The sequence below is a fragment of the Prochlorococcus sp. MIT 1314 genome (assembly GCF_034093315.1).
Classification (GTDB): Bacteria; Cyanobacteriota; Cyanobacteriia; order PCC-6307; family Cyanobiaceae; genus Prochlorococcus_A; species Prochlorococcus_A marinus_Y.
The window spans coordinates 1,618,617-1,643,009 of record NZ_CP139300.1; the positions used below are offsets into that span (position 1 = coordinate 1,618,617).

The 24,393-nt window shown below is 32.4% G+C and carries 30 protein-coding genes and 2 tRNA genes; 16 read left to right on the forward strand and 16 right to left on the reverse strand.

What is annotated here, in order from left to right; all coding sequences use genetic code 11:
- Positions 1-8: 8 nt before the first annotated feature.
- Complete coding sequence (gmk, locus tag SOI86_RS09180) at positions 9-563, forward strand: guanylate kinase (protein ID WP_320681507.1); 555 nt, start codon at positions 9-11, stop codon at positions 561-563.
- Positions 564-579: 16 nt separating this feature from the next.
- On the opposite strand, the gene psaJ is transcribed toward gmk, so the two are convergent.
- Positions 580-714 (reverse strand): photosystem I reaction center subunit IX, encoded by a 135-nt coding sequence (psaJ, locus tag SOI86_RS09185; protein ID WP_320681508.1) that lies wholly within the window; start codon positions 712-714, stop codon positions 580-582.
- 30 nt (positions 715-744) lie between these two features.
- The gene (locus SOI86_RS09190) at positions 745-1,299 is read right to left on the reverse strand and encodes a Photosystem I reaction center subunit III (protein ID WP_320681509.1); all 555 of its coding nucleotides are present in this window, start codon (positions 1,297-1,299) and stop codon (positions 745-747) included.
- A gap of 74 nt (positions 1,300-1,373) precedes the next feature.
- Here SOI86_RS09190 and tsaD point away from each other — a divergent pair, with 74 nt between their 5' ends.
- The 3 genes from tsaD (at position 1,374) to SOI86_RS09205 (ending at position 3,966) form a co-directional block, all read left to right on the forward strand.
- On the forward strand, positions 1,374-2,444 hold the full coding sequence (gene tsaD, locus SOI86_RS09195) for a tRNA (adenosine(37)-N6)-threonylcarbamoyltransferase complex transferase subunit TsaD (protein ID WP_320681510.1): 1,071 nt from the start codon (positions 1,374-1,376) through the stop codon (positions 2,442-2,444).
- Between the two features lie 5 nt (positions 2,445-2,449).
- Positions 2,450-2,626, forward strand: coding sequence for a high light inducible protein (locus SOI86_RS09200; protein WP_320681511.1), 177 nt, complete (start codon positions 2,450-2,452; stop codon positions 2,624-2,626).
- A gap of 140 nt (positions 2,627-2,766) precedes the next feature.
- Positions 2,767-3,966: a cation:proton antiporter gene (locus SOI86_RS09205; protein WP_320681512.1), complete on the forward strand. Its 1,200-nt coding sequence runs from the start codon at positions 2,767-2,769 to the stop codon at positions 3,964-3,966.
- Here SOI86_RS09205 and gltX read toward each other — a convergent pair.
- The 6 genes from gltX to SOI86_RS09235 form a co-directional block, all read right to left on the reverse strand.
- Positions 3,963-5,402, reverse strand: coding sequence for a glutamate--tRNA ligase (gene gltX / locus SOI86_RS09210; RefSeq protein WP_320681513.1), 1,440 nt, complete (start codon positions 5,400-5,402; stop codon positions 3,963-3,965). The genes SOI86_RS09205 and gltX overlap by 4 nt on opposite strands.
- Positions 5,403-5,418: 16 nt before the next feature.
- Positions 5,419-5,492: transfer RNA gene (locus tag SOI86_RS09215), tRNA-Asp, on the reverse strand.
- A 148-nt stretch (positions 5,493-5,640) separates the two neighbouring features.
- Positions 5,641-5,835, reverse strand: coding sequence for a hypothetical protein (locus SOI86_RS09220; protein ID WP_002807701.1), 195 nt, complete (start codon positions 5,833-5,835; stop codon positions 5,641-5,643).
- Positions 5,836-5,870: 35 nt separating this feature from the next.
- Positions 5,871-5,943, reverse strand: a tRNA-Trp gene (locus tag SOI86_RS09225).
- A 53-nt stretch (positions 5,944-5,996) separates the two neighbouring features.
- Positions 5,997-6,467, reverse strand: coding sequence for a 50S ribosomal protein L19 (gene rplS, locus SOI86_RS09230; RefSeq protein ID WP_320681514.1), 471 nt, complete (start codon positions 6,465-6,467; stop codon positions 5,997-5,999).
- A gap of 32 nt (positions 6,468-6,499) precedes the next feature.
- Positions 6,500-6,808, reverse strand: coding sequence for a PepSY domain-containing protein (locus SOI86_RS09235; RefSeq protein WP_320682526.1), 309 nt, complete (start codon positions 6,806-6,808; stop codon positions 6,500-6,502).
- 95 nt (positions 6,809-6,903) lie between these two features.
- Between SOI86_RS09235 and map the strand changes: the two genes are divergently transcribed.
- Entirely contained in the window at positions 6,904-7,743 is an 840-nt protein-coding gene (gene map, locus SOI86_RS09240) for a type I methionyl aminopeptidase (RefSeq protein WP_320681515.1), read from the forward strand.
- A gap of 3 nt (positions 7,744-7,746) precedes the next feature.
- On the opposite strand, the gene SOI86_RS09245 is transcribed toward map, so the two are convergent.
- Positions 7,747-8,466, reverse strand: coding sequence for an SDR family oxidoreductase (locus SOI86_RS09245; RefSeq protein ID WP_320681516.1), 720 nt, complete (start codon positions 8,464-8,466; stop codon positions 7,747-7,749).
- A 153-nt stretch (positions 8,467-8,619) separates the two neighbouring features.
- Between SOI86_RS09245 and SOI86_RS09250 the strand changes: the two genes are divergently transcribed.
- The 5 genes from SOI86_RS09250 to SOI86_RS09270 all read left to right on the forward strand — a co-directional run bounded on the left by SOI86_RS09250 (position 8,620) and on the right by SOI86_RS09270 (position 11,981).
- Entirely contained in the window at positions 8,620-9,729 is a 1,110-nt protein-coding gene (locus SOI86_RS09250; RefSeq protein WP_320681517.1) for a phosphotransacetylase family protein, read from the forward strand.
- A gap of 25 nt (positions 9,730-9,754) precedes the next feature.
- Complete coding sequence (locus SOI86_RS09255; protein ID WP_320681518.1) at positions 9,755-10,267, forward strand: DNA recombination-mediator protein A; 513 nt, start codon at positions 9,755-9,757, stop codon at positions 10,265-10,267.
- A gap of 68 nt (positions 10,268-10,335) precedes the next feature.
- A complete protein-coding gene (locus SOI86_RS09260) occupies positions 10,336-10,833 on the forward strand; it encodes a YajQ family cyclic di-GMP-binding protein (RefSeq protein ID WP_320681519.1) in 498 nt (165 codons plus the stop codon).
- A gap of 27 nt (positions 10,834-10,860) precedes the next feature.
- The gene (locus SOI86_RS09265; RefSeq protein ID WP_320681520.1) at positions 10,861-11,067 is read left to right on the forward strand and encodes a hypothetical protein; all 207 of its coding nucleotides are present in this window, start codon (positions 10,861-10,863) and stop codon (positions 11,065-11,067) included.
- Positions 11,068-11,177: 110 nt separating this feature from the next.
- On the forward strand, positions 11,178-11,981 hold the full coding sequence (locus SOI86_RS09270) for a prohibitin family protein (protein WP_320681521.1): 804 nt from the start codon (positions 11,178-11,180) through the stop codon (positions 11,979-11,981).
- A gap of 68 nt (positions 11,982-12,049) precedes the next feature.
- On the opposite strand, the gene hemL is transcribed toward SOI86_RS09270, so the two are convergent.
- Both hemL and xth read right to left on the reverse strand, forming a co-directional pair.
- On the reverse strand, positions 12,050-13,351 hold the full coding sequence (gene hemL / locus SOI86_RS09275) for a glutamate-1-semialdehyde 2,1-aminomutase (RefSeq protein WP_320681522.1): 1,302 nt from the start codon (positions 13,349-13,351) through the stop codon (positions 12,050-12,052).
- A gap of 226 nt (positions 13,352-13,577) precedes the next feature.
- Positions 13,578-14,423 (reverse strand): exodeoxyribonuclease III, encoded by an 846-nt coding sequence (xth, locus tag SOI86_RS09280; protein ID WP_320681523.1) that lies wholly within the window; start codon positions 14,421-14,423, stop codon positions 13,578-13,580.
- A 72-nt stretch (positions 14,424-14,495) separates the two neighbouring features.
- Here xth and SOI86_RS09285 point away from each other — a divergent pair, with 72 nt between their 5' ends.
- From SOI86_RS09285 to SOI86_RS09300, 4 genes are read left to right on the forward strand one after another with little or no spacing between them, the layout of a single operon-like run.
- On the forward strand, positions 14,496-14,786 hold the full coding sequence (locus tag SOI86_RS09285; protein ID WP_320681524.1) for a hypothetical protein: 291 nt from the start codon (positions 14,496-14,498) through the stop codon (positions 14,784-14,786).
- 38 nt (positions 14,787-14,824) lie between these two features.
- The gene (locus tag SOI86_RS09290; protein WP_320681525.1) at positions 14,825-15,424 is read left to right on the forward strand and encodes a hypothetical protein; all 600 of its coding nucleotides are present in this window, start codon (positions 14,825-14,827) and stop codon (positions 15,422-15,424) included.
- Positions 15,425-15,477: 53 nt separating this feature from the next.
- On the forward strand, positions 15,478-16,704 hold the full coding sequence (gene larC / locus SOI86_RS09295; protein ID WP_320681526.1) for a nickel pincer cofactor biosynthesis protein LarC: 1,227 nt from the start codon (positions 15,478-15,480) through the stop codon (positions 16,702-16,704).
- Positions 16,701-17,657, forward strand: a complete 957-nt coding sequence (locus tag SOI86_RS09300; protein WP_320681527.1) for a lysylphosphatidylglycerol synthase domain-containing protein — start codon at positions 16,701-16,703, stop codon at positions 17,655-17,657. Before larC ends, SOI86_RS09300 begins: the two co-directional genes overlap by 4 nt.
- On the opposite strand, the gene SOI86_RS09305 is transcribed toward SOI86_RS09300, so the two are convergent.
- Genes SOI86_RS09305 through SOI86_RS09320 form a run of 4 tightly spaced genes read right to left on the reverse strand, consistent with a single transcriptional unit; the run spans position 17,654 to position 21,118 of the window.
- Entirely contained in the window at positions 17,654-19,192 is a 1,539-nt protein-coding gene (locus tag SOI86_RS09305) for an iron ABC transporter permease (RefSeq protein ID WP_320681528.1), read from the reverse strand. The genes SOI86_RS09300 and SOI86_RS09305 overlap by 4 nt on opposite strands.
- A gap of 25 nt (positions 19,193-19,217) precedes the next feature.
- Positions 19,218-20,306, reverse strand: coding sequence for a GTP-binding protein (locus SOI86_RS09310; RefSeq protein ID WP_320681529.1), 1,089 nt, complete (start codon positions 20,304-20,306; stop codon positions 19,218-19,220).
- Positions 20,307-20,335: 29 nt separating this feature from the next.
- Positions 20,336-20,626 carry a 4a-hydroxytetrahydrobiopterin dehydratase gene (locus SOI86_RS09315; protein WP_011818001.1) on the reverse strand — a complete coding sequence of 97 codons (291 nt, stop codon included), beginning with the start codon at positions 20,624-20,626 and terminating at the stop codon, positions 20,336-20,338.
- A 36-nt stretch (positions 20,627-20,662) separates the two neighbouring features.
- Positions 20,663-21,118, reverse strand: a complete 456-nt coding sequence (locus SOI86_RS09320) for a secondary thiamine-phosphate synthase enzyme YjbQ (RefSeq protein WP_320681530.1) — start codon at positions 21,116-21,118, stop codon at positions 20,663-20,665.
- 108 nt (positions 21,119-21,226) lie between these two features.
- Between SOI86_RS09320 and SOI86_RS09325 the strand changes: the two genes are divergently transcribed.
- Positions 21,227-22,732: a carboxypeptidase M32 gene (locus tag SOI86_RS09325; RefSeq protein ID WP_320681531.1), complete on the forward strand. Its 1,506-nt coding sequence runs from the start codon at positions 21,227-21,229 to the stop codon at positions 22,730-22,732.
- 63 nt (positions 22,733-22,795) lie between these two features.
- Positions 22,796-23,383 carry an inorganic diphosphatase gene (locus tag SOI86_RS09330; protein ID WP_025887731.1) on the forward strand — a complete coding sequence of 196 codons (588 nt, stop codon included), beginning with the start codon at positions 22,796-22,798 and terminating at the stop codon, positions 23,381-23,383.
- 6 nt (positions 23,384-23,389) lie between these two features.
- Here the strand turns inward: SOI86_RS09330 and hemC are convergent, their stop codons facing one another.
- Positions 23,390-24,340: a hydroxymethylbilane synthase gene (hemC, locus tag SOI86_RS09335; protein WP_320681532.1), complete on the reverse strand. Its 951-nt coding sequence runs from the start codon at positions 24,338-24,340 to the stop codon at positions 23,390-23,392.
- Positions 24,341-24,393 lie beyond the last annotated feature (53 nt).

The following is a 24,393-nucleotide window of genomic DNA, read 5'->3' on the forward strand; positions in this document are numbered from 1 at the left end:
AATTTAATATGAAAAATTTTAAAAAACTCATTATCCTTACCGGACCAAGCGGGGTTGGCAAAGGAACTGTCATCAAAGAAATATTAAGTAAGGATAAAAATATTTGGCTTTCAATATCTGCAACTACAAGAGAACCCAGAGAGGGAGAGAAAGAAGGTGAAAATTATTACTTTTTGAATAAAGAAAAGTTTAAAGAAATGATTAAACAAAACCTTTTTCTTGAATGGGCCAAATTTGCTGGTAATTATTATGGAACTCCTTTATCTTCTGTTAATGAGAAAATCGAAAAGGGATTAACCGTTTTACTTGAAATTGAGGTGGAGGGCGCAAAACAAATTAAAGAAAAGTTTTCTGAGTCCCTTTCAATATTTTTACTCCCTCCAGATATAGCAGAGTTAGAGAGAAGAATAAGAAATAGAGGAACAGAAAAAGAAGAGGCAATAAAAAAAAGACTCTTAAGAGCTAATTATGAGATTTCAGAATCAAATCAATTTGATTTTGCTTTGACAAATCACAATGTTTATGAAACAGCAAAAAGAATAATCAAGTTAATACAAACTTGACTATTCTTTCTTTTATTCAGCTCATTGGATGAAATAATAAGTCTGGGAAAAACCTATTAAATTCAATAATTATTCCTGCTGTAACAGTCAACCAAGCCGCTGCTACTACAGGAGCTGATCTCATGTATTTAGTACTAAAAAGTTTGAACATTTTTTTAAGATAAATATTTTAAGTTAAGTTTTAGCGTGGACCATTTAGAGTGATATTTTTATCTGATTCTCTAAGTTCTCCACTTCTTCCTTGCTTGTTTGCAAGTAAGGGCCATTGGGCTCCTTTTATAAGACATTTCTGTGCTAGAGAGAAGTCTATAAAGATTTCCATGTCAGCGGGATTCTTAGTCTTTTTAGATTCAATTAGATACTCCCTTCCAGACCAACCAATTATGCCAGCAATATAAATAAATATTGTACCTGGTATAAGAAGGTCTCCTTCATGTCCTCTGTTTAAAAGTGCACCCCATGGTTCTAATGGAGCTCCTAAAATTAAATGAGGTAAGCCATCATCTCCGCAAGATGCTTTGCCATACCTTTCAAATCTTGCGATGTCTTTCTGAGTAGTAGCAGAACTCGCTCTCTCAATAAATTTAGGATTTTCAGAGCATTTTGTGAGGGCTGATGCGGTAAATTCTGTACTTGCTCTGTCAGCGTTTAATGCTGGACCATTAGCAGCTAAAGCAATAGGAGTAAGTCCTAGAAACAGAAAAACTGAGGTTATGATTGAAAAAAAGAATTTCATAAGTTGCAATCTTTAATTCCTTATAATGTGTTAAGTAAGAAATTATTATTAAAATAGAACAAGTTGAAGCAAATATGCGTAAAGTTTTAGCTATTGAAACAAGTTGTGATGAGACATCTGTCTCAATAGTGTCTAATATTGGTGATTCTTTTAAAATTCATTCAAATATTATTGCATCTCAAATTGAAGATCATTCAAAATGGGGAGGAGTTGTTCCTGAACTTGCTGCCAGAAAACATTTAGAATTATTACCTTTTGTTTTAGAAAAAGCATTAATAGAATCAAAAATTAAAATTGAAGATATTGATTATATTGCATCAACTGTAGCTCCTGGATTGGTTGGGTGTTTACGGGTTGGCTCTATTACTGCAAGATCACTTTGCATTATACATTCAAAGCCATTTTTGGGGATTCATCATTTGGAGGGCCATTTGTCTTCAATTCTATTCTCAGAAAAATATCCAAAGAAATCTTTTCTTACATTACTTGTGAGTGGAGGACATACTGAATTAATTAAGGTTAATGAGAGAAGGGGAATGCAAAGACTTGGGAAGAGTTTTGATGATGCCGCTGGAGAAGCCTTTGATAAAGTCGGAAGATTATTAGGTCTTAGTTATCCAGGAGGACCGGCAATTGCAAATATTGCTAAAGAGGGCAATCCTATGAAATTCAATTTACCAAAATGTAGGATCTCTGATAAAAAGGGTGGATTTCTTAAATATGATTTCTCTTTTAGTGGTCTAAAAACTGCTGTATTAAGACTAGTTGAAAAAATAAATCTAGATGGTAAACCAATCCCAGTCCCTGATATAGCTGCAAGTTTTGAGAGAGTAGTGGCGGAGGTTTTGGTGGAGAGAACTATAAAATGTGCAAAAGATCATGGCTTGGATAATGTTGTTGTTGTAGGAGGTGTGGCTGCTAATAATACATTAAGAAAAATGATGATTAGTGAAGCAAGTAAAAAATCTATTAAAGTTCATTTAGCTCCCCTTAATCTTTGTACAGATAATGCGGCGATGATTGGAGCAGCTGCGTTGTTCAGAATCAAATTTAAGGATCATATAAGTTCCCTTAAATTAGGTGTCTCAGGAAGACTATCAATTGAACAAGCAAATACTCTTTATGAAGAAAATCCTCCTTTCTAAATCAAATGAACAAACAACCTAAAATTGAGATGGAAGAAACAAAAAACCTCGTTGATAAAAAGGAACTCAATTTATGGAAAAGAGGCTTTACCCCACAAGCCGAAATATGGAACGGGAGGATGGCAACTATTGGTATAGGCATAATTTTTATTATTGTTGCTTTAATAAGCCAATTTTCCTAATAGAGAAAAACTTTTTTGACTTATTCAGTAATTTAGTGAGGCTTATTAATTAAATTAAAAAAATATTGTATTTAATGGACTTGTGATGAGATTATTGATTTAATCAAAATGATTAATATTTTTATTATTTGTAAGATTATATGACGCCCGAAAGGCTTGGATTACTTTGGGGAATAACTTTATTTGCAGGTGCTTGTGCTCGACTATTTTCTTCTGTTACGGGATTCCCAAGTGTTGTTATTTTATTACTCTCTGGATTATTCATCGGAAGATCAGGCTTAGGACTGGTTGAGCCTTTAGATCTTGGACAAGGGCTCGAAACTATTGTTGGACTTTTAGTCAGCTTAGTTCTTTTCGAAGGTGGACTAAATTTAAAACTGCCTGAAGGGAATGTAAGAAATACTGTTTTAAAAATTTCACTGATCAGACTATTTATTTCATTATCTGCTGGAATTTTTATTGCTCATTGGCTGGCTGGTCTTTCATGGCAGGTTGCAGGAATATATAGTGCTATAGTTCTAGCTACTGGACCAACAGTCGTTTCTCCATTAGTTGAACAAATAAAATTAGTTTCCCCTCTTTCGGAAGTTTTAAAGGCTGAGGGATTGTTACTTGAACCAATTGGAGCAGTATTAGCATTATTACTTTTAGAACTAACTCTAGGGGATTTGCATGGGATCAAGGATGTATTTGTTGCATTAATGCAAAGATTAGGGGGAGGCGTTCTAATAGGATTAGGTTCAGGATGGTTACTATCAGAAATTTTAAAAAAAACAAAAAATGAAGCCTCATTTGGTCTAGAGCTTCAAGTTACCCTTGGATTTATTTTTCTTGTATATGGAATATGTGAATATTTTTTACCAGAATCAGGCTTGCCTGCCTCTGTTGCGGCAGGCTTTATTGTGGGCAAAAGAGAAGTAATAGATAAGGAGAGATTGGATAATCTAATAGGTGAATTAGCTCAATTAGCGATAACAGTTCTTTTCCCCCTTTTGGCAGCTGATGTCTCTTGGCGTGAATTAAGTCCTCTAGGTTGGGGAGGGGTTGTTTGTGTTTTTATGTTGATGGTAATTGTTCGTCCTATCTCAATATGGATAGCAACAATAGGAAAAGAATTAAACTTAAAAGAAAAAGTATTTTTGGCCTGGTTAGCTCCAAGAGGTATTGTTACTGCAGCGGTTGCCTCTCTTTTTTCTATCAGATTAGAACAGGCTGGTATCCTTGGGGCTGGACGTCTTCAAGGTTTAGTTTTTCTTACAATATTAATGACAGTAGGAATTCAAGGCCTTACGGCTAAACTTTTGGCAAATCGGCTTGAATTAGTCCAAAAAGAAATTTAGATTAATTTAAGACATCTTTCAATCCTCGATATATCACTTTTACTTTCTGCTAAAAGTTCCCAACTTTGAATTAAATCTGGCCCACTGAGAGAACCAAAAAAGGCTACTCTTAATGATTTCATTAAAATGCCTTTTTTGACATTATGGATTTTTGAAATTTCTTTTATTATTTCTTTGGCTTTCTCTTTGGTTAGTTTGACAGTTTTTTGCTCAGTTAAATAACTTAGAATTAGTTTTAGAGATGCTTTACTATCCTTTGTTTCGAGGAAATCTTTACCTTCTTTTTGAATTGGAGGTAATAAGAAAAATGGTTTTGATTGATCAATAGAATCTTTTAAAAGGGTCATTGAGTCTTTAATCAAAATTACTAATTTAATAGCCCATTCTTTAGATGGAGGATTCCAACCCAAATTATCCCAGTATCTACATATGACCTCACTTAATTTTACGGAATCCATATTTCTTATGTATTGAGAATTAATCCAGTTGAGTTTTTCCCAACTGAATTTTGCTCCAGCTTTATTTATATCTGACAAGTCAAAAGTTTTAGATATCTCATTAAGTGTCAGTATTTCACTCACGGCAGATTTTGGGGACCAACCTAGAAATGCCATGTAATTTGCTAATGCTTCGGGTAAATATCCCATATCTCTAAATTCATCGATGGAAGTAACGCAATCTCGCTTGGATAATTTTTTCCCTTCGCTATTTAGTATTAGCGGTGTATGTGAAAAAGTTGGTAGTTTGAAATTTAACGCTTCATAAATCAATATTTGTTTCGCAGTATTAGAGATATGGTCTTCTCCTCTTACGACATGAGTTATGTTCATGAAATTATCATCAACTACAACTGCAAGATTATATAAAGGATCGCCTATCTCATATCCCTTAGCCCTTCTTGATAAAACCAAATCACCACCCAAGTCCTTACCTTGCCATTTAATTTCACCTCTTATCTGGTCTAACCATTTTATTTGTATTTTTTCATCAATTTTAAACCTTATTACGGAAGTCCTTCCTTTGGATATGAATGTTTCTATTTCTTCTTTTGAAAGATTTCTATGTCTATTATCATGCCTTGGAGGTAAACCTTTCTTCTTTTGTTCCTCTCTTAATTCAGAAATCTCATCGTCGGTGGTAAAGCATCTATAGGCAGCTCCACTTTCTAGTAGCTTTTTGATGTGTTTTTTGTGAGTCGAAATTCGGTCACTTTGCTTTATCGGTTCTTCATCCCATTTAAGTCCAAGCCATTGCAAGCCCTCTAATATATTATTTGTGTATTCAGATTTAGATCGAAGAAAATCTGTATCTTCTATTCTGATCAGAAACTTTCCGCCTATTTTTTGTGCATACAACCAGTTGAATAATGCTGTTCTAGCGGTCCCAATATGAAATAAACCTGTTGGACTCGGGGCTAATCTTAAACGTTTTTCCAAATTTTTTAAAAAAAAACGGGACCGACGGGATTCGAACCCGCAACTTCCGCCGTGACAGGGCGGTGCTCTAACCAGTTGAACTACGGTCCCAGAGTTTTGTTCTAAAGTTATTTAGAACTACATTCTTAAAATTATCAGATCATAATACTTAATTTATGTTGTTGTAATAAAAAAAATTTATTAATTTGAGGATTTACAGAAATAGTTAGTTTATAGCAGCCTTGATATAAATAACTATTTATTTTTGAGGTCTAAAACCAGCAGGTTCTATCAACCTAACTTGGTTACCTCTAGCGGTAAACTCTCTGCCTTGGTCGCTTTGTACGACAACTCTCCCACCAGATTTAACTCTGATGACTCTTGCACGAACCCATCCTAAAGCTGCTGATTCGAGGACTTTAACTACGTCCCCAGGTTGAAGATCTAACTCCATTTTATGAAAAAATGATTTACATAATGTTGATCAAACGCGTCGTGGAGGACTTGAACCCCCGACATCAGGTTTTGGAGACCTGCGTTCTACCAACTGAACTAACGACGCATTTAAATGATTATAAGCGCCTTTGTGACCAATAAGTTGATTAATTTACAACTTTATCGATCAAAGCGTTGTTTTACGCGAGTAGCTTTTCCTACTCTATCTCTTAGATAGAATAATTTAGCTCTTCTTACTTTACCTCTGCGTTCAACTTTTAGAGAGGCAACTTGTGGACTATGTAGCATAAATACTCTTTCAACACCTATACCCTGGAAAATTCTCCTAACTGTAATAGTCTGGTTAATACCTCCATGCCTTTTTGCTATTACAACACCTTCATAAGGTTGAACTCTTTCTTTATTACCTTCTGTAATTTTCACACCAACTTTAACAGTGTCCCCAACATAAATTTCAGGTAATTCTTTTTTTAATTGTGCATTCTCAAATTCCTCAATAATGGTTGAGGCGGTTAAAGGGTTTTTAGTTTCAGAAACCAATTCTTTTTCTTTTTCTTTAACTGCCACATCCTTTGATTCGTCAGCTTTAAAACCGGTTTCTAATTCATTTCCTTGTGTCTCTTTTGCCATTTTGGTCTTTTTTATCCTACAAGACCTATATCTTAACCTTTTGACTCGCCTTTAGTAACCTTTTTGGTAAATGAAATTGTTTTTGAAAACATTTGGAAACCTGTTATTAGCATCCATAAGACTCCAAGGGAATTCAATAATACATATATTAATTCTCCATTTTCTCCAAGCCATTCGCCTTCATGGAGTGACATTAACCAATGAACTTGATCTCTAGAGTAACCTAATAAATCTTTTGAAATCCTATAGAAAAGGCCTGTAATTGAAGATATAAATAATGGAAGAAAAACCCAAGGCGCCAAAGCCTTATGAAATTTCCTAGAATTAGATAAAAATTTCATTACGGTTTCTTTCCCATTGTTATTGATAGATTTAAGATAGCCAAGACCATAATGGCTATTTTGATGATATTTACCTATCACTATTATTTATTCCAATGAAACATTTTGCAGATCTTTTATTAAAAAAAAATAATTCCAAAACTAATGATCAAGTTCCTTTTATTCAGAGAAGAAGAGGAATTGAAATAAAGTCTGCCCGTGAAATAAACTTGATGAAAAAATCAAGTAGGATAGTAGCTACAGTTTTGAGGGAAATTAATGACTTAATTCAACCAGGAATGAGCACAAAAGATTTAGATGATTTCGCAGAAAAGAGGATAAAAAGTTTTGGAGCTGTACCAAGTTTTAAAGGCTACCATGGTTTTCCTTCGAGTATTTGTTCTAGTATTAATAATGAGGTTGTTCATGGAATACCAAACAAAAATAAAATAATTAAAAATGGTGACTTAGTTAAAATTGATACAGGAGCATATTTAGATGGCTTCCACGGTGATAGTTGTATAACAATTTGTGTGGGAGAAGTTAGTTCAAAGGCCCAAAATCTGAGTGATGTAGCTTATAAAGCATTGTATGCGGGGCTATCAAAAATCAAGGCAGGGAATACACTTCTAGATGTGGCTGGGCAAATTGAAGATATTGTTATACAAAATGGATTTAGTGTTGTTGAAGATTATACAGGTCATGGAGTTGGTAGAAATCTTCACGAAGAACCATCAGTATTTAATTTTCGGACCAAAGAATTACCCAACGTAGTTCTTCGTGAAGGAATGACATTAGCTGTGGAACCAATTGTTAACGAGGGGACTAAATTTTGTAAAACATTAAATGATAGATGGACCGTAATAACAAAAGATGGTAAATTATCGGCACAATGGGAGCATACAATTGTTGTTTTAAAAGATGGTATTGAAATTTTGACAGATAGAGATTTCTAGACACTAAGATTTGTATTTATAGATAATTTGGCAATACAAAAAATTAAAAAATTCGTTCAATGGGAAAAGTATGTAACTTAAAGGGTTTGGACTAATTATTATTAAATAACTTTTTGAATGTGCTAGATCATAAATCTTTTTAGACACAAATTTGGGTCTCATAATTCCGATTGGATTTAGTTCTGATTTAAAAGGCCCTAAGATGATTTTTTTAATAATAAATTTTTTCTTTGTATCTTTGTCCAGAAGATTTTTCTTGAAAGAAACTAATTTACCAATCAGGGATTTACTTATCTCATAGGATGGATTTAAGGCTGGTAATATTTCTGCTTCAGATGTGTTTATCCAAATCTCTTTTCTTATTAATGACTCATTCGTTAAGGCAATATCTTCAAATAAGTTTAAAAATTTGAATTTGCTTAATGCATTTATCTCTATTGATTTTTCATAATTAGAATTTTCTCTACTCAAATCATATATGCCATGGTTCAAAATTAATATATCTATCTTTTTTAGATGCTTTTTTAATGTCGATTCTTTCCCGCATTCCCATTTAATCCATTCATTTGGAGATTCAAGATTTATTTCAGAATCAGTTTTACTATGAGTAAATCCAATCACTTTATATCCTTGCTGACGAAACAACTTTGTTAGTTCTTTCCCTAGGGCGCCCGAAGCCCCAGTAATCCCAATGGTTTTTTTTGTTTTAATTGAATTCATCATTTTGTTTTTTTTTGCTGAAATACCAAAGAAATAAAGTGAATTTATCTAAAAAAAATATTTATTTATTTATTTGATTAAAACTCATAAATAAATATTTGTTTAGTTCTGAAAAAAATATTATCTTGAATCTGTGGATAAACAACTTTACTAATTATGAGCGATATTTTATTAATTGGTTCATGTGAGTCATTTAGTGGTAAATCCGCATTGGTTCTTGGGATAGCCAAAAGACTCTTACAGGAGAAAAAAAAAGTGCGAATTGGGAAACCACTAGCAACATGTATCGAACTTACTAATTTATCTTCAATGTCTTATGAAGGATTAATTGATGACGATGTTAAGTTTATTGGATCTACATTAAATATCGAAGAGGAGAATTTAATTTCTTCAGTAGGATTATTGGATAATATATCAGCTGAAAAAAGAATTTCTAATAAAGACTTACTTCCAGGAAAAGGTTTTGATCAAATTGTTGGATTAGTCAAAGATGATTTTGAAGGTTTAAATATTCTTGAAGCGGCTGGTAGTCTTCATGAAGGGATGATTTATGGATTAAGCCTCCCCCAATTAGCGGAGAGTTTAGATGCGAAAGTCTTAATTGTGAATTTATGGGAAGATTGTAAAAGCGTAGATGCATTACTTGATGCAAAAAAACAATTAGGAGATCATTTGGCTGGAGTAGTATTGAATGCAGTTTTGCCACAAGAAGTTGAAAAAGTTAAAAATGAAATCATCCCTTCTCTTAAAGATTTGAATATTGAAGTGTTTGGAGTGATGCCAAAATCTCCACTACTCAGAAGTGTTACCGTCGGTGAGCTGGTAAGAAGATTAGATGCACAAGTAATATGTTGCCCTGAAAAAGATCAATTACTTGTTGAGACATTAAGTATTGGTGCAATGGGAGTGAATTCTGCAATGGAATTCTTTAGAAGAAGACGCAATATGGCTGTAGTTACAGGAGCTGACAGAACTGACATTCAACTTGCCGCCTTGGAAGCTTCGACTCAGTGTCTTATTTTAACTGGTTTGGGAGAACCTTTATCACAATTGATTCATAGAGCAGAGGAATTGGAGGTGCCAATTTTAAAAGTAGAATTAGATACGCTTGCTACTGTAGAAATTATTGAACAAGCTTTTGGACATGTCAGAATTCATGAATCAATTAAAGCTTCTTATGCAGTGCAATTAGTTCAGGAGCATGTGAATCTAAAAAGAATTCTCGAAAAGATCGAATTTCCCTGCAATTTTTCAGATAAATGCTAATTTCAAATATAGGTACAATTTTATTTTGAGTCGCTCTTTAGATCTACCAGCAACCGAAGGCGTTGATGTCTTAGCTCAAGAACTCGCAAAACTCCAAGATAAAGGAAAGAGGAGGATTGCCTTTTTGGGCAGTAGACATGTGCCAGTTGTCGACATCCACTTGATTGAGTTGATAGCAAGGTCGTTAGCAGAGGAAGGACATAATATTCTTACATCTGGTTCTCAGGGGGTGAATGCTGCGGTTATTCGAGCTGTTCTAGATATTAACCCATCATTATTGACTGTTTTATTGCCACAAAGCCTTGATAGACAATTACCCGAAATCAAGAATCAACTTGAAAGGGTTATGCATTTGGTTGAAAAAAGTGAAAATGATGAATTACCTTTGCCACTTGCAAGTAGCCTTTGTAATCAAGAAATTATTACTAGATGTGATCAATTAATATGTTTCGCCTTTCACGATAGTGAAACCTTACTAAACAGTTGTAGGTGTGCTGAAGAGATGGGAAAAGTTGTTAGTTTGTTATTTTTTGATTAAATTAAGTCATTTTCTCTTATTTAAATCTAATTTATGCTTAATAATTATCTTGCGTTTAAAATTTTACGATGGCAGAAAGTTTTTCATTTGATGTGGTTTCTGATTTTGAGAGACAGGAATTAGTAAATACTCTGGATCAAGTCAAAAGGGAAATTTCTCAGCGTTACGATCTTAAAGGAACAGAGACGACAGTTGATTTAGATAAAGAAAATATTTTTATAACTACTAATAGTGAGCTAACTTTAAATGCTGTAAATGATATACTCAGACAAAAAGCAATAAAAAGAAACCTATCTTTAAAAATTTTCGACTACGGGGAAATTGAAACAGTAAGTGGTAATAAAGTAAAACAAACAATTTTATTAAAACAAGGTATTAAACAGGAAATAGCAAAAAAAATAAGTAAAAATATTAGAGATCAAATAAAAAAAATTAATGTTAGTATTAATGGAGAAACCCTGAGAGTCTCGAGTAAGAGCAAAAATGATCTTCAATTAGCCATTAAACTTATTAGTAAATTGGAAGACTCTTTAAATATCCCTCTTAAGGCTAACAACTTTAGATAAAGATTTCTATAATACTATTGAAGAAATATGGTTGATTATCCAGAATCTCTTATTAAAAAACTATTTATAAAGGTAAAAGAAAATCCTCGATTTACAGAAGGAGATATAGAGAAACTCTGTTGGATGACAGTGCATGAACACAAGCACGGAGTTTTACCATCTGAATATGACATTAGAGAGATAGATGAAGAACTTTATTTACAACTTTTGGAAGTATTTAAATTAAATAATTAATAATAATATTTATATTTCTTTGCACAATTATTAAAAAAATATTTTAATTAAATGTCTGATTAATGCATTAATTAATTTGATTAAATATGATTGACTAAAAGAAAAAATTAATGTCAACATCATTTAAAAATGTCACACCGGCTGGTCCTGGTGGGACAGCAACATTATTAATAGTATTGTCTTTTACTGGCTTTCTTTTACTCACTCAGTCTCTATTTGTTGTTCCCTCTGGACAAGTTGCAGTTGTCACAACTTTAGGTAAAGTCAGTGGCCCTTCTAGGAGAGCTGGTTTAAACTTCAAGCTTCCATTCATACAATCTGTATATCCATTTGATATTAAAACTCAAGTTCAACCTGAAAAATTTGAAACTTTAACCAAGGACCTTCAGGTTATTAGGGCTACAGCTACCGTTAAGTATTCAGTAAAGCCTAATGAAGCAGGAAGAATTTTCGCTACAATTGCCAGCAGAAATAGTGATGTTTATCAAAAAATTGTTCAGCCATCTTTACTAAAAGCTCTTAAATCAGTTTTCTCTCAATATGAGCTAGAGACAATAGCTACAGAGTTTGCAGTTATTTCTGAAAAAGTAGGAGATACAGTTGCTCAAGAATTAAATTCATTTGATTATGTAGATGTTAAAAGTTTAGATTTGACTGGATTAGAGATTGCTGAAGAATATAGAGCTGCTATTGAACAAAAACAAATAGCTGGTCAACAATTATTAAGAGCAAAAACTGAAGTCGAAATTGCAGAACAAGAAGCACTTAGATATGAAACATTAAATAGAAGTTTAGATGATCAAGTACTTTTCAAATTATTTCTAGACAAATGGGATGGCAGTACACAAGTTGTTCCTGGCTTGCCTGGTTCTGAAGGAGGAAGCCCTCCAGTAATAGTTGGTGGCAGAAGGTAATTAAATAAATTTATTTTTTATAGAGGAATTTAACTATTATTTCTTTTCTTAGAAATAATAGTTAAAAATTAGTTTTTTATAGCGCTAAAGGATTGGTCAAAAGCCTCAATAGTTTTATCAATTTCTTCTTCGCCATGAGCGAGTGATGTAAAACCAGCCTCAAATGGACTTGGGGCTAGATAAATACCTCGTTTAAGCATCTCTCTATGCAACTTCCCAAAAAGTTCAGAATCATTTGTTTTTGCTTCATTAAAGTTCCTGACTGGCCCATCACATAAGAAGAACCCAAACATAGCGCTTACACTTCCACCATTAATAGCGATACCATTATTTTCGGCGGACTGAATTATTCCTTCTATTAATCTAGAGGTTATAGCATCTAGTTTCTCGTAGGTGCCTTCTTGTTTCAGTAGCTCAAGAGTTTTTATTCCAGCAGTCATTGCGAGTGGGTTTCCGCTTAATGTACCTGCTTGGTAGACTGGTCCGGAAGGGGCTACCATTGACATAATTTCTTTCTTGCCTCCATAAGCTCCAACAGGGAGTCCTCCTCCAATAACTTTACCGAGTGTAGTTAAATCAGGAGTGACCCCAAATTTTTCTTGAGCGCCTCCATAACTTATTCTGAAGCCAGTCATTACTTCATCAAAAACTAATAAGGATCCATTCTCAGTGGTTAATTCTCTTAATCCTTCTAAAAAACCAGGTTCTGGAGTAATAAAGCCAGCATTACCAACAATAGGCTCAAGAATTACACCAGAAATGGCGTCAGGATTTTCGGAAAATAATTTTTTAACTGCTTCAAGATCATTGTAAGGCGCAGTAAGTGTATTGGCAGTTGTTGTTCTTGGAACCCCTGGAGAATCTGGTAATCCTAAAGTAGCCACACCTGATCCTGCTTTCACCAAAAACATATCTGCATGTCCGTGATAGCAACCGTCAAATTTAATTACTTTATCTCTACCAGTGAAAGCTCTCATAAGTCTTAGAACAGCCATACAGGCTTCGGTGCCACTATTAACAAATCTAACCATTTCTACAGATGGGACGGCATCTATAACCATCTCAGCAAGTTTGTTTTCTAGAACGCATGGAGCTCCAAAACTGGTGCCTTTCTCAATTGCTTCCTGTAAAGCTGTTGTGACATCAGGGTGAGCATGTCCACATATAGCCGGACCCCAACTCCCTATATAATCAATATATCTATTACCGTCAATATCCCAAGCGAAAGGGCCTTTAACTCTATCAAAAACTATTGGCTGTCCACCAACGGATTTAAAAGCTCTAACAGGAGAACTAACTCCTCCAGGCATTAACTCTTGAGCAGCTGAGAAAACTTCTTTTGATTGGGTGCAATTTAATATGTCAGTCACAGTTTAAATAAATGAAGCTTGGAGAAAAATCTTTTCATGTCCTAAGTTAGAAATAAGTAAAAATTTTGTCAATTAGGTTGAAATTCTACATTATGATATTTTTATTGCGATAGTTTGGATTGTAAATTATTAATTTTTAGAAAATCATAATATAAAGTAGAACAATTCTAGATAACTCTTTATTAATAAGCGTTTTCAGGTATTAAAGAAAGGTTATTTGATTTATTTATATTTCGAAAAAATTATCATCATCCTCATAAAAATCTACAAATGTGTCGTTCAAGTTAAGATTAATCATGACCGGGGCATGATCACTTGGGCGCAAATTCTTCCTCGGTAAGCTGTCTATGACACAGCTTTTAAGTTTTGATGAGAGTTCTTTACTGACATAGATATGGTCTATTCTCCAACCTTTATTTAATTCATATGCGTTATTACGGTAATCCCACCAAGTCCAATGGCCAGTATTTTTTTCGAAAATCCTGAAAGAATCTATCAATCTTCCTTTTAAAACATTATTTAACGCATTTCTTTCGATTTTAGATGCCATTATTCCTCCTTCGTATTTCTTTGGATCATGAATATCTATGTTAGATGGAGCAATATTAAAATCACCCACAAGACAAATTAATTCTCCTTTTTTTTCTTGCTCATCCAAAAAGGAAGCTAAACAATTCAACCAATTAATTTTGTATTCGAACTTATCTGATTCTAGAGATGATCCATTAGGAACATATACATTTATGATCTTAATACCATTAAAAACAGCGGAAATTAATCTTTTTTGTTCTAGGAAAATTTCAAGATTTTGATCAGAGTCTCTACATTTATAGAATCCTTTTTGGATATTATCACCCTTTATTTTAGAAATAATAGCAACGCCATTATATGACTTTTGTCCGTATACCTCCACTGAATATCCTAATTTTTCGAAAGGTTCAACGGGGAAACAGTCATCCATCACTTTTGTTTCCTGCAAACATAGAATATCTGGATTGACTTGATTAATCCAATCTGTTATTTGTGAAAGTCTGGTTCTTATAGAGTTAACATTCCAAGTTGCTATTAACAAATTTCTACTAAAATTATGTAAAATTAAATTAGCAAAAAATTTTGGCGTTTTTGAATTTTGAAATTAAATAAAATGAAAAATTATTTTTGTAAAAACCTTCCTAAAACAATAACAATACCTTTAGTTTTTTCTTTTATCTCCTTATTTGCCTTCAAAGGTGATTTATTAAATGCTGATTATTTATTTGAAGAATTGCAAATAGATACCTCAACAAAAACAGAAGAGGATAGTTCAGTTATTCCAACTAATCCATTTGAAATTGTTGAAATGATTAGAAGACAAAATAGTTTGAATGATGCGACTAATCCATCTGATGCTATAGATGATGCTTTAGAATCTTTTAATAGCTTGGAGGAAAACTAAGATATTCAATAAGATATTTTTTATTTTAAAAATTTAATATGTTGACAAATCCCATCCCAAAAGTTAGTAATCAATTGCAATACAGAGCAATTGGTATTGTTAATGGTAAATTTATTCCCCTTGATAATAAGCGATTAACTAGAGGCTTTTTAACTGATAATAAAGGGGAGAAAATTGAAACAGTAGTACTAGGAAAAGCATTATCTCTTTTAAAAAAGCATATTGACTTAAAGAAAAATTATTTTTGGATTGTTTATCCAAAGAATAAAAATACTCAAAATTTGCATTTACAAGTTGCGGGCATCTGGCATCCTTATCAGTTGAATGATTTTTCTAAAGATTCTAAAAATACAAACTTTTCAAAATTATTAGAGGAATTAGATTTAAAAGATAATTATTTTTCTGTTAGAGGAGAATTAGTTTTTGTAAACACTCAAAAAAAAGAAATTGTTATTAAGATCTGCTCTGCTTCAAAGAAAAATAATTTAAAAAATAAAAATTTTAAATTAGTAATAAAAGGGGAGCTTTCTCTTAAACTGCTCAATAGTTTTGTAAGTCTAGATATTATTAGATATGGAAATTCTTTGAAATTAATCAAGTATGAAGTTGTTGAAAAAAATCTTTCAAGAAATAATTAGAATGAACAGTTGAGCTTTATTGGAATTTTTATCAATCAAGAAATTTAAGATTTATGGAAGATGTTTTAATTGAATGTTCTCCAGGCATTTCTGGAGATATGTTGTTAGGAGCTTTTTATGACTTAGGTGTGCCTAAAAAGGTAATTGAACAACCGCTTATTGATCTTGGCTTAAAGGATCAATATAATCTAGAGTTTGAAGAATCTAAAAGTTGTTCAATCCGAGGTATTAAGGCGAAGGTTGAGAATATTGATTGCGGACCAATTAAAAGAAATTGGAGAAGTATTAAACAACTTATTTTAAATGGAAACTTAGAAGATAAATTACAGAAATTAATTTTTGAAGTGTTTGAATCTTTGGCAAGCGCAGAAGGAAAAGTTCATGGTATCAATTCTGAGGATGTTCATTTTCATGAAATTGGGGCTATCGATTCATTAGTGGATATCATAGGAGTATGTGCTGCATTAAATTTTTTAAATCCTAAAAAGGTTTATTGCAATGAACCAATGTTGGGAAAAGGCTTTGTTCAAACTCAACATGGGAAATTATCTGTCCCTCCCCCTGCTGTAATAGAGCTAATAAGAAAAAAAAATATTAAGGTTTTATCAAGCTTTGACTCAATAGAGGGGGAACTTTCTACACCAACTGGTATTGCTTTACTTTCTAATTTAGTTAACTATGTGCAACCTCCTTCAAAATATTCTATTAACTCCTATGGAGTAGGCATTGGCAACCTAAAATTCCCATTCCCGAATTTGGTTAGAGTTTATAAAATTACTTCATTTGAGGATCCCTCTATTAATAAACAAATTAATCCAAGGTGTGAAGAAATATCTGTTCAAGAAGCATGGATTGATGACCAAACACCTGAAGATATATCGAATTTTGTTGAGAAACTGAGAATAGAGGGAGCTTACGACGTTTCTTATCAAGCTATTAATATGAAAAAAAATAGAATTGGATTTTCTATTCAAGCAATCTTGCCAATAGAGAAAAAAGAATATTTTATGCGGTTATGGTTTGATTACTCCAATACTATTGGAGTGCGTGAAAGGACCCAATCTAGGTGGATATTGCTTAGAAGAAGAGGAGAATGTTCAACGACTTTTGGAAATGTAAAAGTTAAACAGACTTTGAAACCAGATGGATCCATCACTATGAAACCAGAAAATGACGAAGTTTTGAGATTAAAATTAGATCAAAAAAAATCAACATACGAAATAAGAAAAATAATAAAAGAATCAAGTAAAAATTTCAAAGCATTCGAAAACTGGAAATGATATTTAATATTAAGATTCAATCATATTGGAAATTTTTTAAGAAAATTAATTTTAGTGGCTTAAAGACTATTTTCTTTTTATCAAGTTTGTTATATTTTTGCATTTATTTTTTTTATAATTTAGACCAAATTTCTTTTGATATAAATTTAGAAAGAAATGGTATTAATCTATTTTTATCATTTTTGTTTTGTGTTTTAAGTATTTTTCTAAACGCATATGCATGGAAATACATAATTAAATGGTTCGGTAAAGAATGCAAAGGAAATAACTTAATTTCCTTCTATATTTTAACTAATATTCTCAAATACGTTCCGGGAGGAATTTGGCATTTTGTTGAAAGACTAAATTTTATCCAAAAAAGAAGTAACCCTCAGATCGCTTTTTATTCGACACTTATAGAACCTTATTTTATGTTGAGTGGATCTTTTCTTTTGGCATCACTAGGAGTTATTTTTTCACCATTGTACTTTTTTTTTATTTTGCCCTTAGTATTTTTAAATAGGAAATTAATTTATATTGTATTAAAAAGGTTAGAGTCTCTTAAGGGCAAAGCATTTGAGGTTTTGAGACTTTCAAATTCAAAGTATCAATTTGAAAAGAGAATAAATATAATTTCTTTTTTTCCTACCAAAGCAATTTTACTTGAAATTGGTTTTGTTTTATCTAAATTTCTTGGGTTTTATATTTGCTTGAATACTTTTAATACAAATCTTACTCCAAACATCATTTTTTTATTAGTAGTTTTTTCTTTATCATGGTCTTTAGGTTTGATAGTGCCAGCGGCTCCTAGTGGAATTGGTGTTTTTGAAGCTTGCCTCCTTTTTTTTGTTGGCAGAAATATTCCACAAAATATAATTCTTGTCGCAGTAATTTATTTTAGGGTTATTTCTACATTTGCTGATCTGTTATTAAGTCTTCCTTTTTTGACTAAAAAACTGTTGAAGAAAACTTAGTTTTTTTTCTCTAAACTTGGTATTAATTTAATTGATGCAATAAGTCCTAAAGTCATGATAAAAATGGCAGGTAATATTGCCTCTACCATTCTTTCATCACCAGCATATTGATATATTCTCACAGACAAAGTATCAAAATCGAACGGTCTTAAAATAAATGTTATGGGTAATTCTTTTATGGTGTCTACAAAAACTAAAAGTGAGCCTACAAATATTGGTCCTTTGAGTAGAGGTAGATGTATCCTTTTGAATATTCCAAGCCAGTTCTCTCCTAGTCCTAATGCAGCTTCATCAAGACTAGGAGAAATCCTTTCAAGACTTGAATCAATGGAACCTTTTGAAATAGTTAGAAATCGCACAAGATAACCCCAAATTAGTAAGCAAATAGCAATGAAATGAAATTTTGAAGAAGAAATGCTTATTACAGATAAAGCTAATACGGTGCCTGGGATTGCATAACCTATTCCCGCAAGCTTTGTAATGGGTCTTAGGAATAAGCTTTGATTTGGGCGGCTAGCTAAGGAAAGTATTAAAGAGAATAGGATCGTTATTAATGCAGTAATAAGTCCTAGACTAATAGTCCTAAATGATAATGTAAGTAATTCTATAGATAAGCCTTTTTGAATTTGATCAATATTTAGCAGAATCCAAAAACATGGTATTCCAAAAGAGAAAATTGGAGGAAATAAGGCTAAGGTTATTGCCAAAAAAGCTCTAGATTTTCTTAATTCCCATCCTTGTGAATCTTCCGACGCAGGATTTTCACTCCACCTCTTTGATTTTCTTCTTGAAAATTTCTCAAAAATAATTAAAGTGAAAATTATCAATAACGCTACCAAAGATAATCCAATAGCACTTTTTGGATTGCCCTCAATAATCCAATTTTCAGCTATACCTGTGGAAATACTTGGTACATTTAATAATTCAAATGTACCCAACTCATTCATTACTTCCATACACATTAAACTTATTCCTGTGATTAGTGCTGGTAGTGCCATTGGTAAAGCGACTTTAAAGAAGCTCATCCATGGTCCAACTCCCAATCCTCTACTAGCATTGATTTGATTAACTCCAAACTTATTAAAACTTTCGTTCGCGAGAATATATACATAAGGATAAGTTGAAATTGACAGTATTAAAACTCCCCACCATAAACCAGTTACTTGATACCCAAAAATACTCCCTAAATCCTGTAAAACAGCTGTTATTAGATATGCTGGAGCAGCAAGTGGAATGAGTTGGCAAATACGCAGAACTTTCCTGAACTTAAAATCACAGTTTGAGAGTAACCATCCATTCAAGGTTCCTAATCCCCCTCCAAATAAACTTGTAAGTACTAACACCTGTAAAGTGCCTAGTACCTCTTCTCCTCCTGAAATCCCTACTGAAAAATTTCCACCTAAAAGATATTCAATTCCTTCAAGAAGAAAATTGGAAATGGGAATAATTACGAACAGTGCAACAACAAAAGAAATTATATAAAAAAGTCTTAATTTCGTTATTCCTTTTTTAAATCCTTGAATAAGTATTTTCAAAAACCGATTAAACCTCTCATGAACTCTAATTTGAATTAAATCTACATGAAGAAAGTTGATTCTTAATAGTTTGATGATCTAAGTTTTTCCCAATTATTACTATCTTGTTAGATTTTTTCTTTGTCCATTCTTCATCATCTAGAGAAAAACGTTTCCCTGATAAGTGAAAAATATGTTTTCTTTCACTTTCCATAAACCATAAGATTCCTTTTGCTCTAAATACATTTTGTGAAATTTCATTATCTAAGAAATATTGAAACTTCCTTAAGGAAAATGGTTCAAATGTCTCATAAGAAACTGATGTAAACCCTTCAATACTATTTATCGATTCGTGTGAATGAGAAGAATGATCGTGTGAATGAGAAGAATGATCGTGTGAATGAGAAGAATGATCGTGTGAATGAGAAGAATGATCGTGTGAATGAGAAGAGTGATCGTGTGAATGAGAAGAATGATCGTGCGAAGTATCTTCTAAATTTTTTTTATCCTTCTCAAATTGAAAAGTATCTGTCTCAAATAGACCTACGCTCATGATTGTTTGTAATCCAACTTCACTATTTGTTGATCTTAAGATCCTGGGTTCTTTTTTTATTTTATTTATAAATTTTTCTACTTTCTTTAATTGTTCTTCATTCACTAAATCACATTTATTTAGAAGGAGTATATCTCCGTACAAAATTTGAGAATAGGCGATACTTGTATTATTAATTTCAAAATCAAAATTTTCTCCATCAATAACAGTAATGATCGAGTCTAATCTTACTTTTTCTCTAAGATCACCAGCCGCAAAAGTCATAGCTACTGGTAATGGATCGGCTAGCCCAGTTGTCTCAACAATTAAATAGTCTATCTTTTCAGATCTTTCTAAAACTTTGGAAACTGTATTTAATAATTCGCCATTGATAGAGCAACATATACATCCATTATTTAATTCGATCATATCTTCTGATCCTTCTATTATTAAGTCATTATCTATTCCGATTTCTCCAAATTCGTTGACTAAAACAGCTGTTTTAATACCAACTTGATTTTTTAAAATATGATTTAGAAGTGTAGTTTTGCCAGAACCTAAAAATCCACTAATAATAGTAACTGGCAATAAATTTTTAGACATTTTGAATAGTTGAAAACAAGTTTATATTTTTATTGATCAAAAATTTTGTTGATTTCCGAAGCTAATGTTTGATCCAGATTCGTAATACCTCCTAGATCATGTGTATTTAATTTAATTATTACTTTTGCATAAACATTCTCCCAGTTGGGATGATGATTATATTTTTCACAGATTAAAGCAACCTTAGTCATAAAAGCAAATGCTTCAATAAAATTAGCGAAGTTAAATTCTCTTTGGATTTGTTTAGATTTAATTTCCCAGCCAGGTATTTTGACAACTAATTCATTCAATTCTTCATCTTGCAAAATGTAGGGTTCCATTAAATAAGAAATCTGACTTATTACATTATAAATATTTTACCTTTTCTCACCAATTATATGTACATTAATGATTCTTTCCTTTTGATCAAATCGATGTTCCCATAAATAAACTGCTTGCCATGTGCCAAGCATAATTTTCCCGTCTTGAAAACTCAAAGATAAACAAGTGTTTGTTAGGGATGTTTTAATATGTGCTGGCATATCGTCAGCCCCTTCTTGATAATGTTCATAGGATATTTCTTCTCTATTTTTTGATAAGGTTAAGTAGGAATCATAGGGAACTATCGATTGCATATACTTTTTTAGGTCCCTCAGTACATTTGGATCTGCGTTCTCATTAATAGTCAAACTGCAACTTGTATGAAGTGAAGTTAAATTTAAAATTCCGGAATGAAAATTATTTTTTTCAACACATAAATTTAAATCATATGTGATATCAATAAAACCCTCGCCATGGGTTATGAATTTTAATTTTGAAAATATTTGTTCCATATAAGTTAAAACTTAATTAATCAATATCCTATTATGGATAAAGATGCATGTTTTACTGCATACATTAAAATTTTTATCTTAAGATAAATTTAATTTCCATTTAAATCTTTGGCTGAAACTCATTGGAATAAGCTGGGTGCTTACCTTAAAGAAACACAAATATTAGGTTCAATCCAAAATACACTTTATTGGGATCAGAATACTGGAATGCCAAAGAAAGGTGCTTCTTGGAGGTCTGAACAACTTACTTATATTGCAAAAGTATTGCATGAAAGAAATTCTTCCGAGGAATTTTCTAATTTAATACAATCTGCTAAAAATGAACTAGCAGATATTGAAAGAAATTCCGATAATCAACTTTTCATAAAAGATAAAGAAAGAAATATTAGTCTTTTATTGAAGGAATTTAATAGAGAAAGAAATTTAGATCCTAAATTAGTTGAGTCTCTAGCAAAGGCAAAATCTAAAGGGTATGAAAGCTGGCAAGAAGCCAAGGAAAAATCAGATTTTAAAATTTTCCTTCCTTTTTTTGAAGAATTAGTTAAATTGCGGATTGAAGAGGCAAAACAAATATCAGATAAATATTCACCATGGGAAACTTTAGCCCAACCCTTTGAGCCTGAATTAACTTTAAAGTGGCTGCATAAAATGTTTCAGCCTTTGAAAGATACTCTCCCAGAGATGATTAGAGGGATTAATAAATCCAAGAAATATCACTGGGATTTGAGTCCCGAATCTCAACATAATCTATGTTCTCAATTACTTGATGAGTTTGGGAGAGATAAAGATCTAGTTGTTGTTGGTAAATCTCCCCATCCTTTTTCGATTACATTAGGACCTAATGATTACAGGATTACGACAAGAATTGTTGAAGGAGAACCATTATCAAGTTTTTTAGCAACTGCGCATGAGTGGGGTCATTCTATTTATGAGCAGGGTTTGCCATCTCAAAGTCATCAATGGTTTGCTTGGCCTTTAGGTCAAGCAACCTCTATGGGTATTCATGAAAGTCAATCTTTATTTTGGGAAAATAGAATAGTTAAATCCAAATCTTTTTCAAAAAGATTTTTTAACAAATTTGTTTCGGCTGGATGTTCTCTTGATAATTATTTAGAACTATGGAAATCTATCAATCATTTGGAAGCAGGATTAAATAGGGTTGAAGCGGATGAATTGACTTATGGCTTACACATATTAATAAGAACCGAACTCGAAATAGATTTAATTGAAAGAGGTTTACCCGCTGAAGATATTCCAACAGAATGGAATAAAAGATATGATGAACTCCTAGGAATTAAACCATCTAATGATTCAGAAGGTTGTCTTCAAGATGTTCATTGGAGTGAAGGGGCGTTTGGATATTTCCCCTCATATTTGTTAGGACATGTTATAAGTGCGCAAATATCTTCTCAAATGGAAAGAGACATAGGTTTGATTGACAACTTAATTGAAAATGGTGAATATCAAAAGATCATCTTTTGGTTAAAAAATAATATACATAAATATGGCAGATCAGTTAATTGTATGGAGTTGGTAAGAGCTGTAACTAATGAAGAACTATCGCCAAAATATTTTATTAATAATTTAAGGTCTAAAATAAATGATTTTTGCTGAAACATTACTTTTAAAGAATTTGATTAGGTGTGAGGATGTAAGATAAACAAAAATAATTTCTTGATGGCAAATCTAAATCAGCCCCCAAGCAGGGTTACCCCAAATTTATTGCACATACTAAATGCTTTCACTGACAGCTCAAATACAATAATAAACACTATTGTTGAATTGAATTCTAATACCATAAATAAATATGAATTAATTACAGAAACGGGTCATCTTAAACTTGATAGGGTAGGTTATTCATCACTTGCGTATCCTTTTGCTTATGGATGTATTCCAAGGACATGGGACGAAGATGGAGATCCGCTTGATGTAGAAATTGTTGGGGTAACTGAGCCATTGATACCCGGATCTATTGTGGAAGCAAGGATTATTGGGGTGATGAAATTTGATGATGGTGGAGAGGTTGATGATAAGGTAATAGCGGTTCTCGCAGATGATAAAAGAATGGATCATATCTCAAGTTATGAAGACCTTGGAGATCATTGGTTAAAAGAAACAAAGTATTATTGGGAGCACTACAAAGATCTAAAAAAACCAGGAACATGTACTGTCAATGGTTTTTTTGGGATAGAAGAAGCTGTTAAAGTGATTAAAGATTGTGAAGAGAGATACAAAAAAGAAATTGATCCTAAATTAGTAAATTAACTAATTTTATTTTTCTCTAAATTTTTCAAATATTTCGCTTAGTATTTCTTCGGCACCTTGCTGCTTTAATTTTTTAGCTAGTTCTTTGCCTACTTCTTCGGGATCATTAATATTGCCAATATATTGATCTTTAATAAGCCTTTCTCCATCAAGAGATGCAACCATACCAGTAAGGCAAAGTTGTTCATTTTGAATTTTACTATTCACACCTATTGGGACTTGGCATCCACCTTCAAGCTCTCTTAAAAAAGACCTCTCTGCTAGACATCTTTGACTGGTGGGTTTATCTTCTAAGATATTTATAATTTCTAAAACATTTTTATCATCAGATTTACATTCAATGCCTAGTGCTCCTTGGCCAACGGCATGAAGGGAAACTTCACTTGGGATGATCTGGTGAATTCTTGATTCAAAGCCTAATCTCTTTAAACCAGCGGCCGCAAGAATTATACAATCAAATTCTCCTGCATCTAATTTTTCAATTCTTGTAATAACATTTCCCCTGATATCTTTGAAATTAAGATGTGGGTACTTATTTCTTAATTGTGCAAGTCTTCTTAAGGAGCTTGTTCCAACAATCGAACCTTCAGGTAAGTTTTCTAATTTATAACAGTCATTTTTTTTGTTTACTACTAAAGCATCTGCAGGATCCTCCCTTTTTGTAATGCATCCTAATTTAAGGCCATTAGGCAAATTGGTTGGTAAATCTTTTAGAGAATGTACTGCTATATCTGCATGGCCTACGAGCATTTGTGCTTCAAGTTCTTTTGTAAATAAGCCTTTGTCGCCTATTTTTGCTAAGGCTACATCAAGGATTTTGTCACCTTGAGTTGCCATAGCTTCTATAGATACCTCTAAATTGGGAATATTCCTTTCTAGTTGATCTTTAACCCATAAAGTTTGAACCATTGCTAGCTTACTTCTTCTACTAGCTATTTTTAGCTTAAAATTAGTCATTAAATATTATTTTGAGTTTGGTTTAGAATTAAGTCGAGTCTATTTTAAGCTAT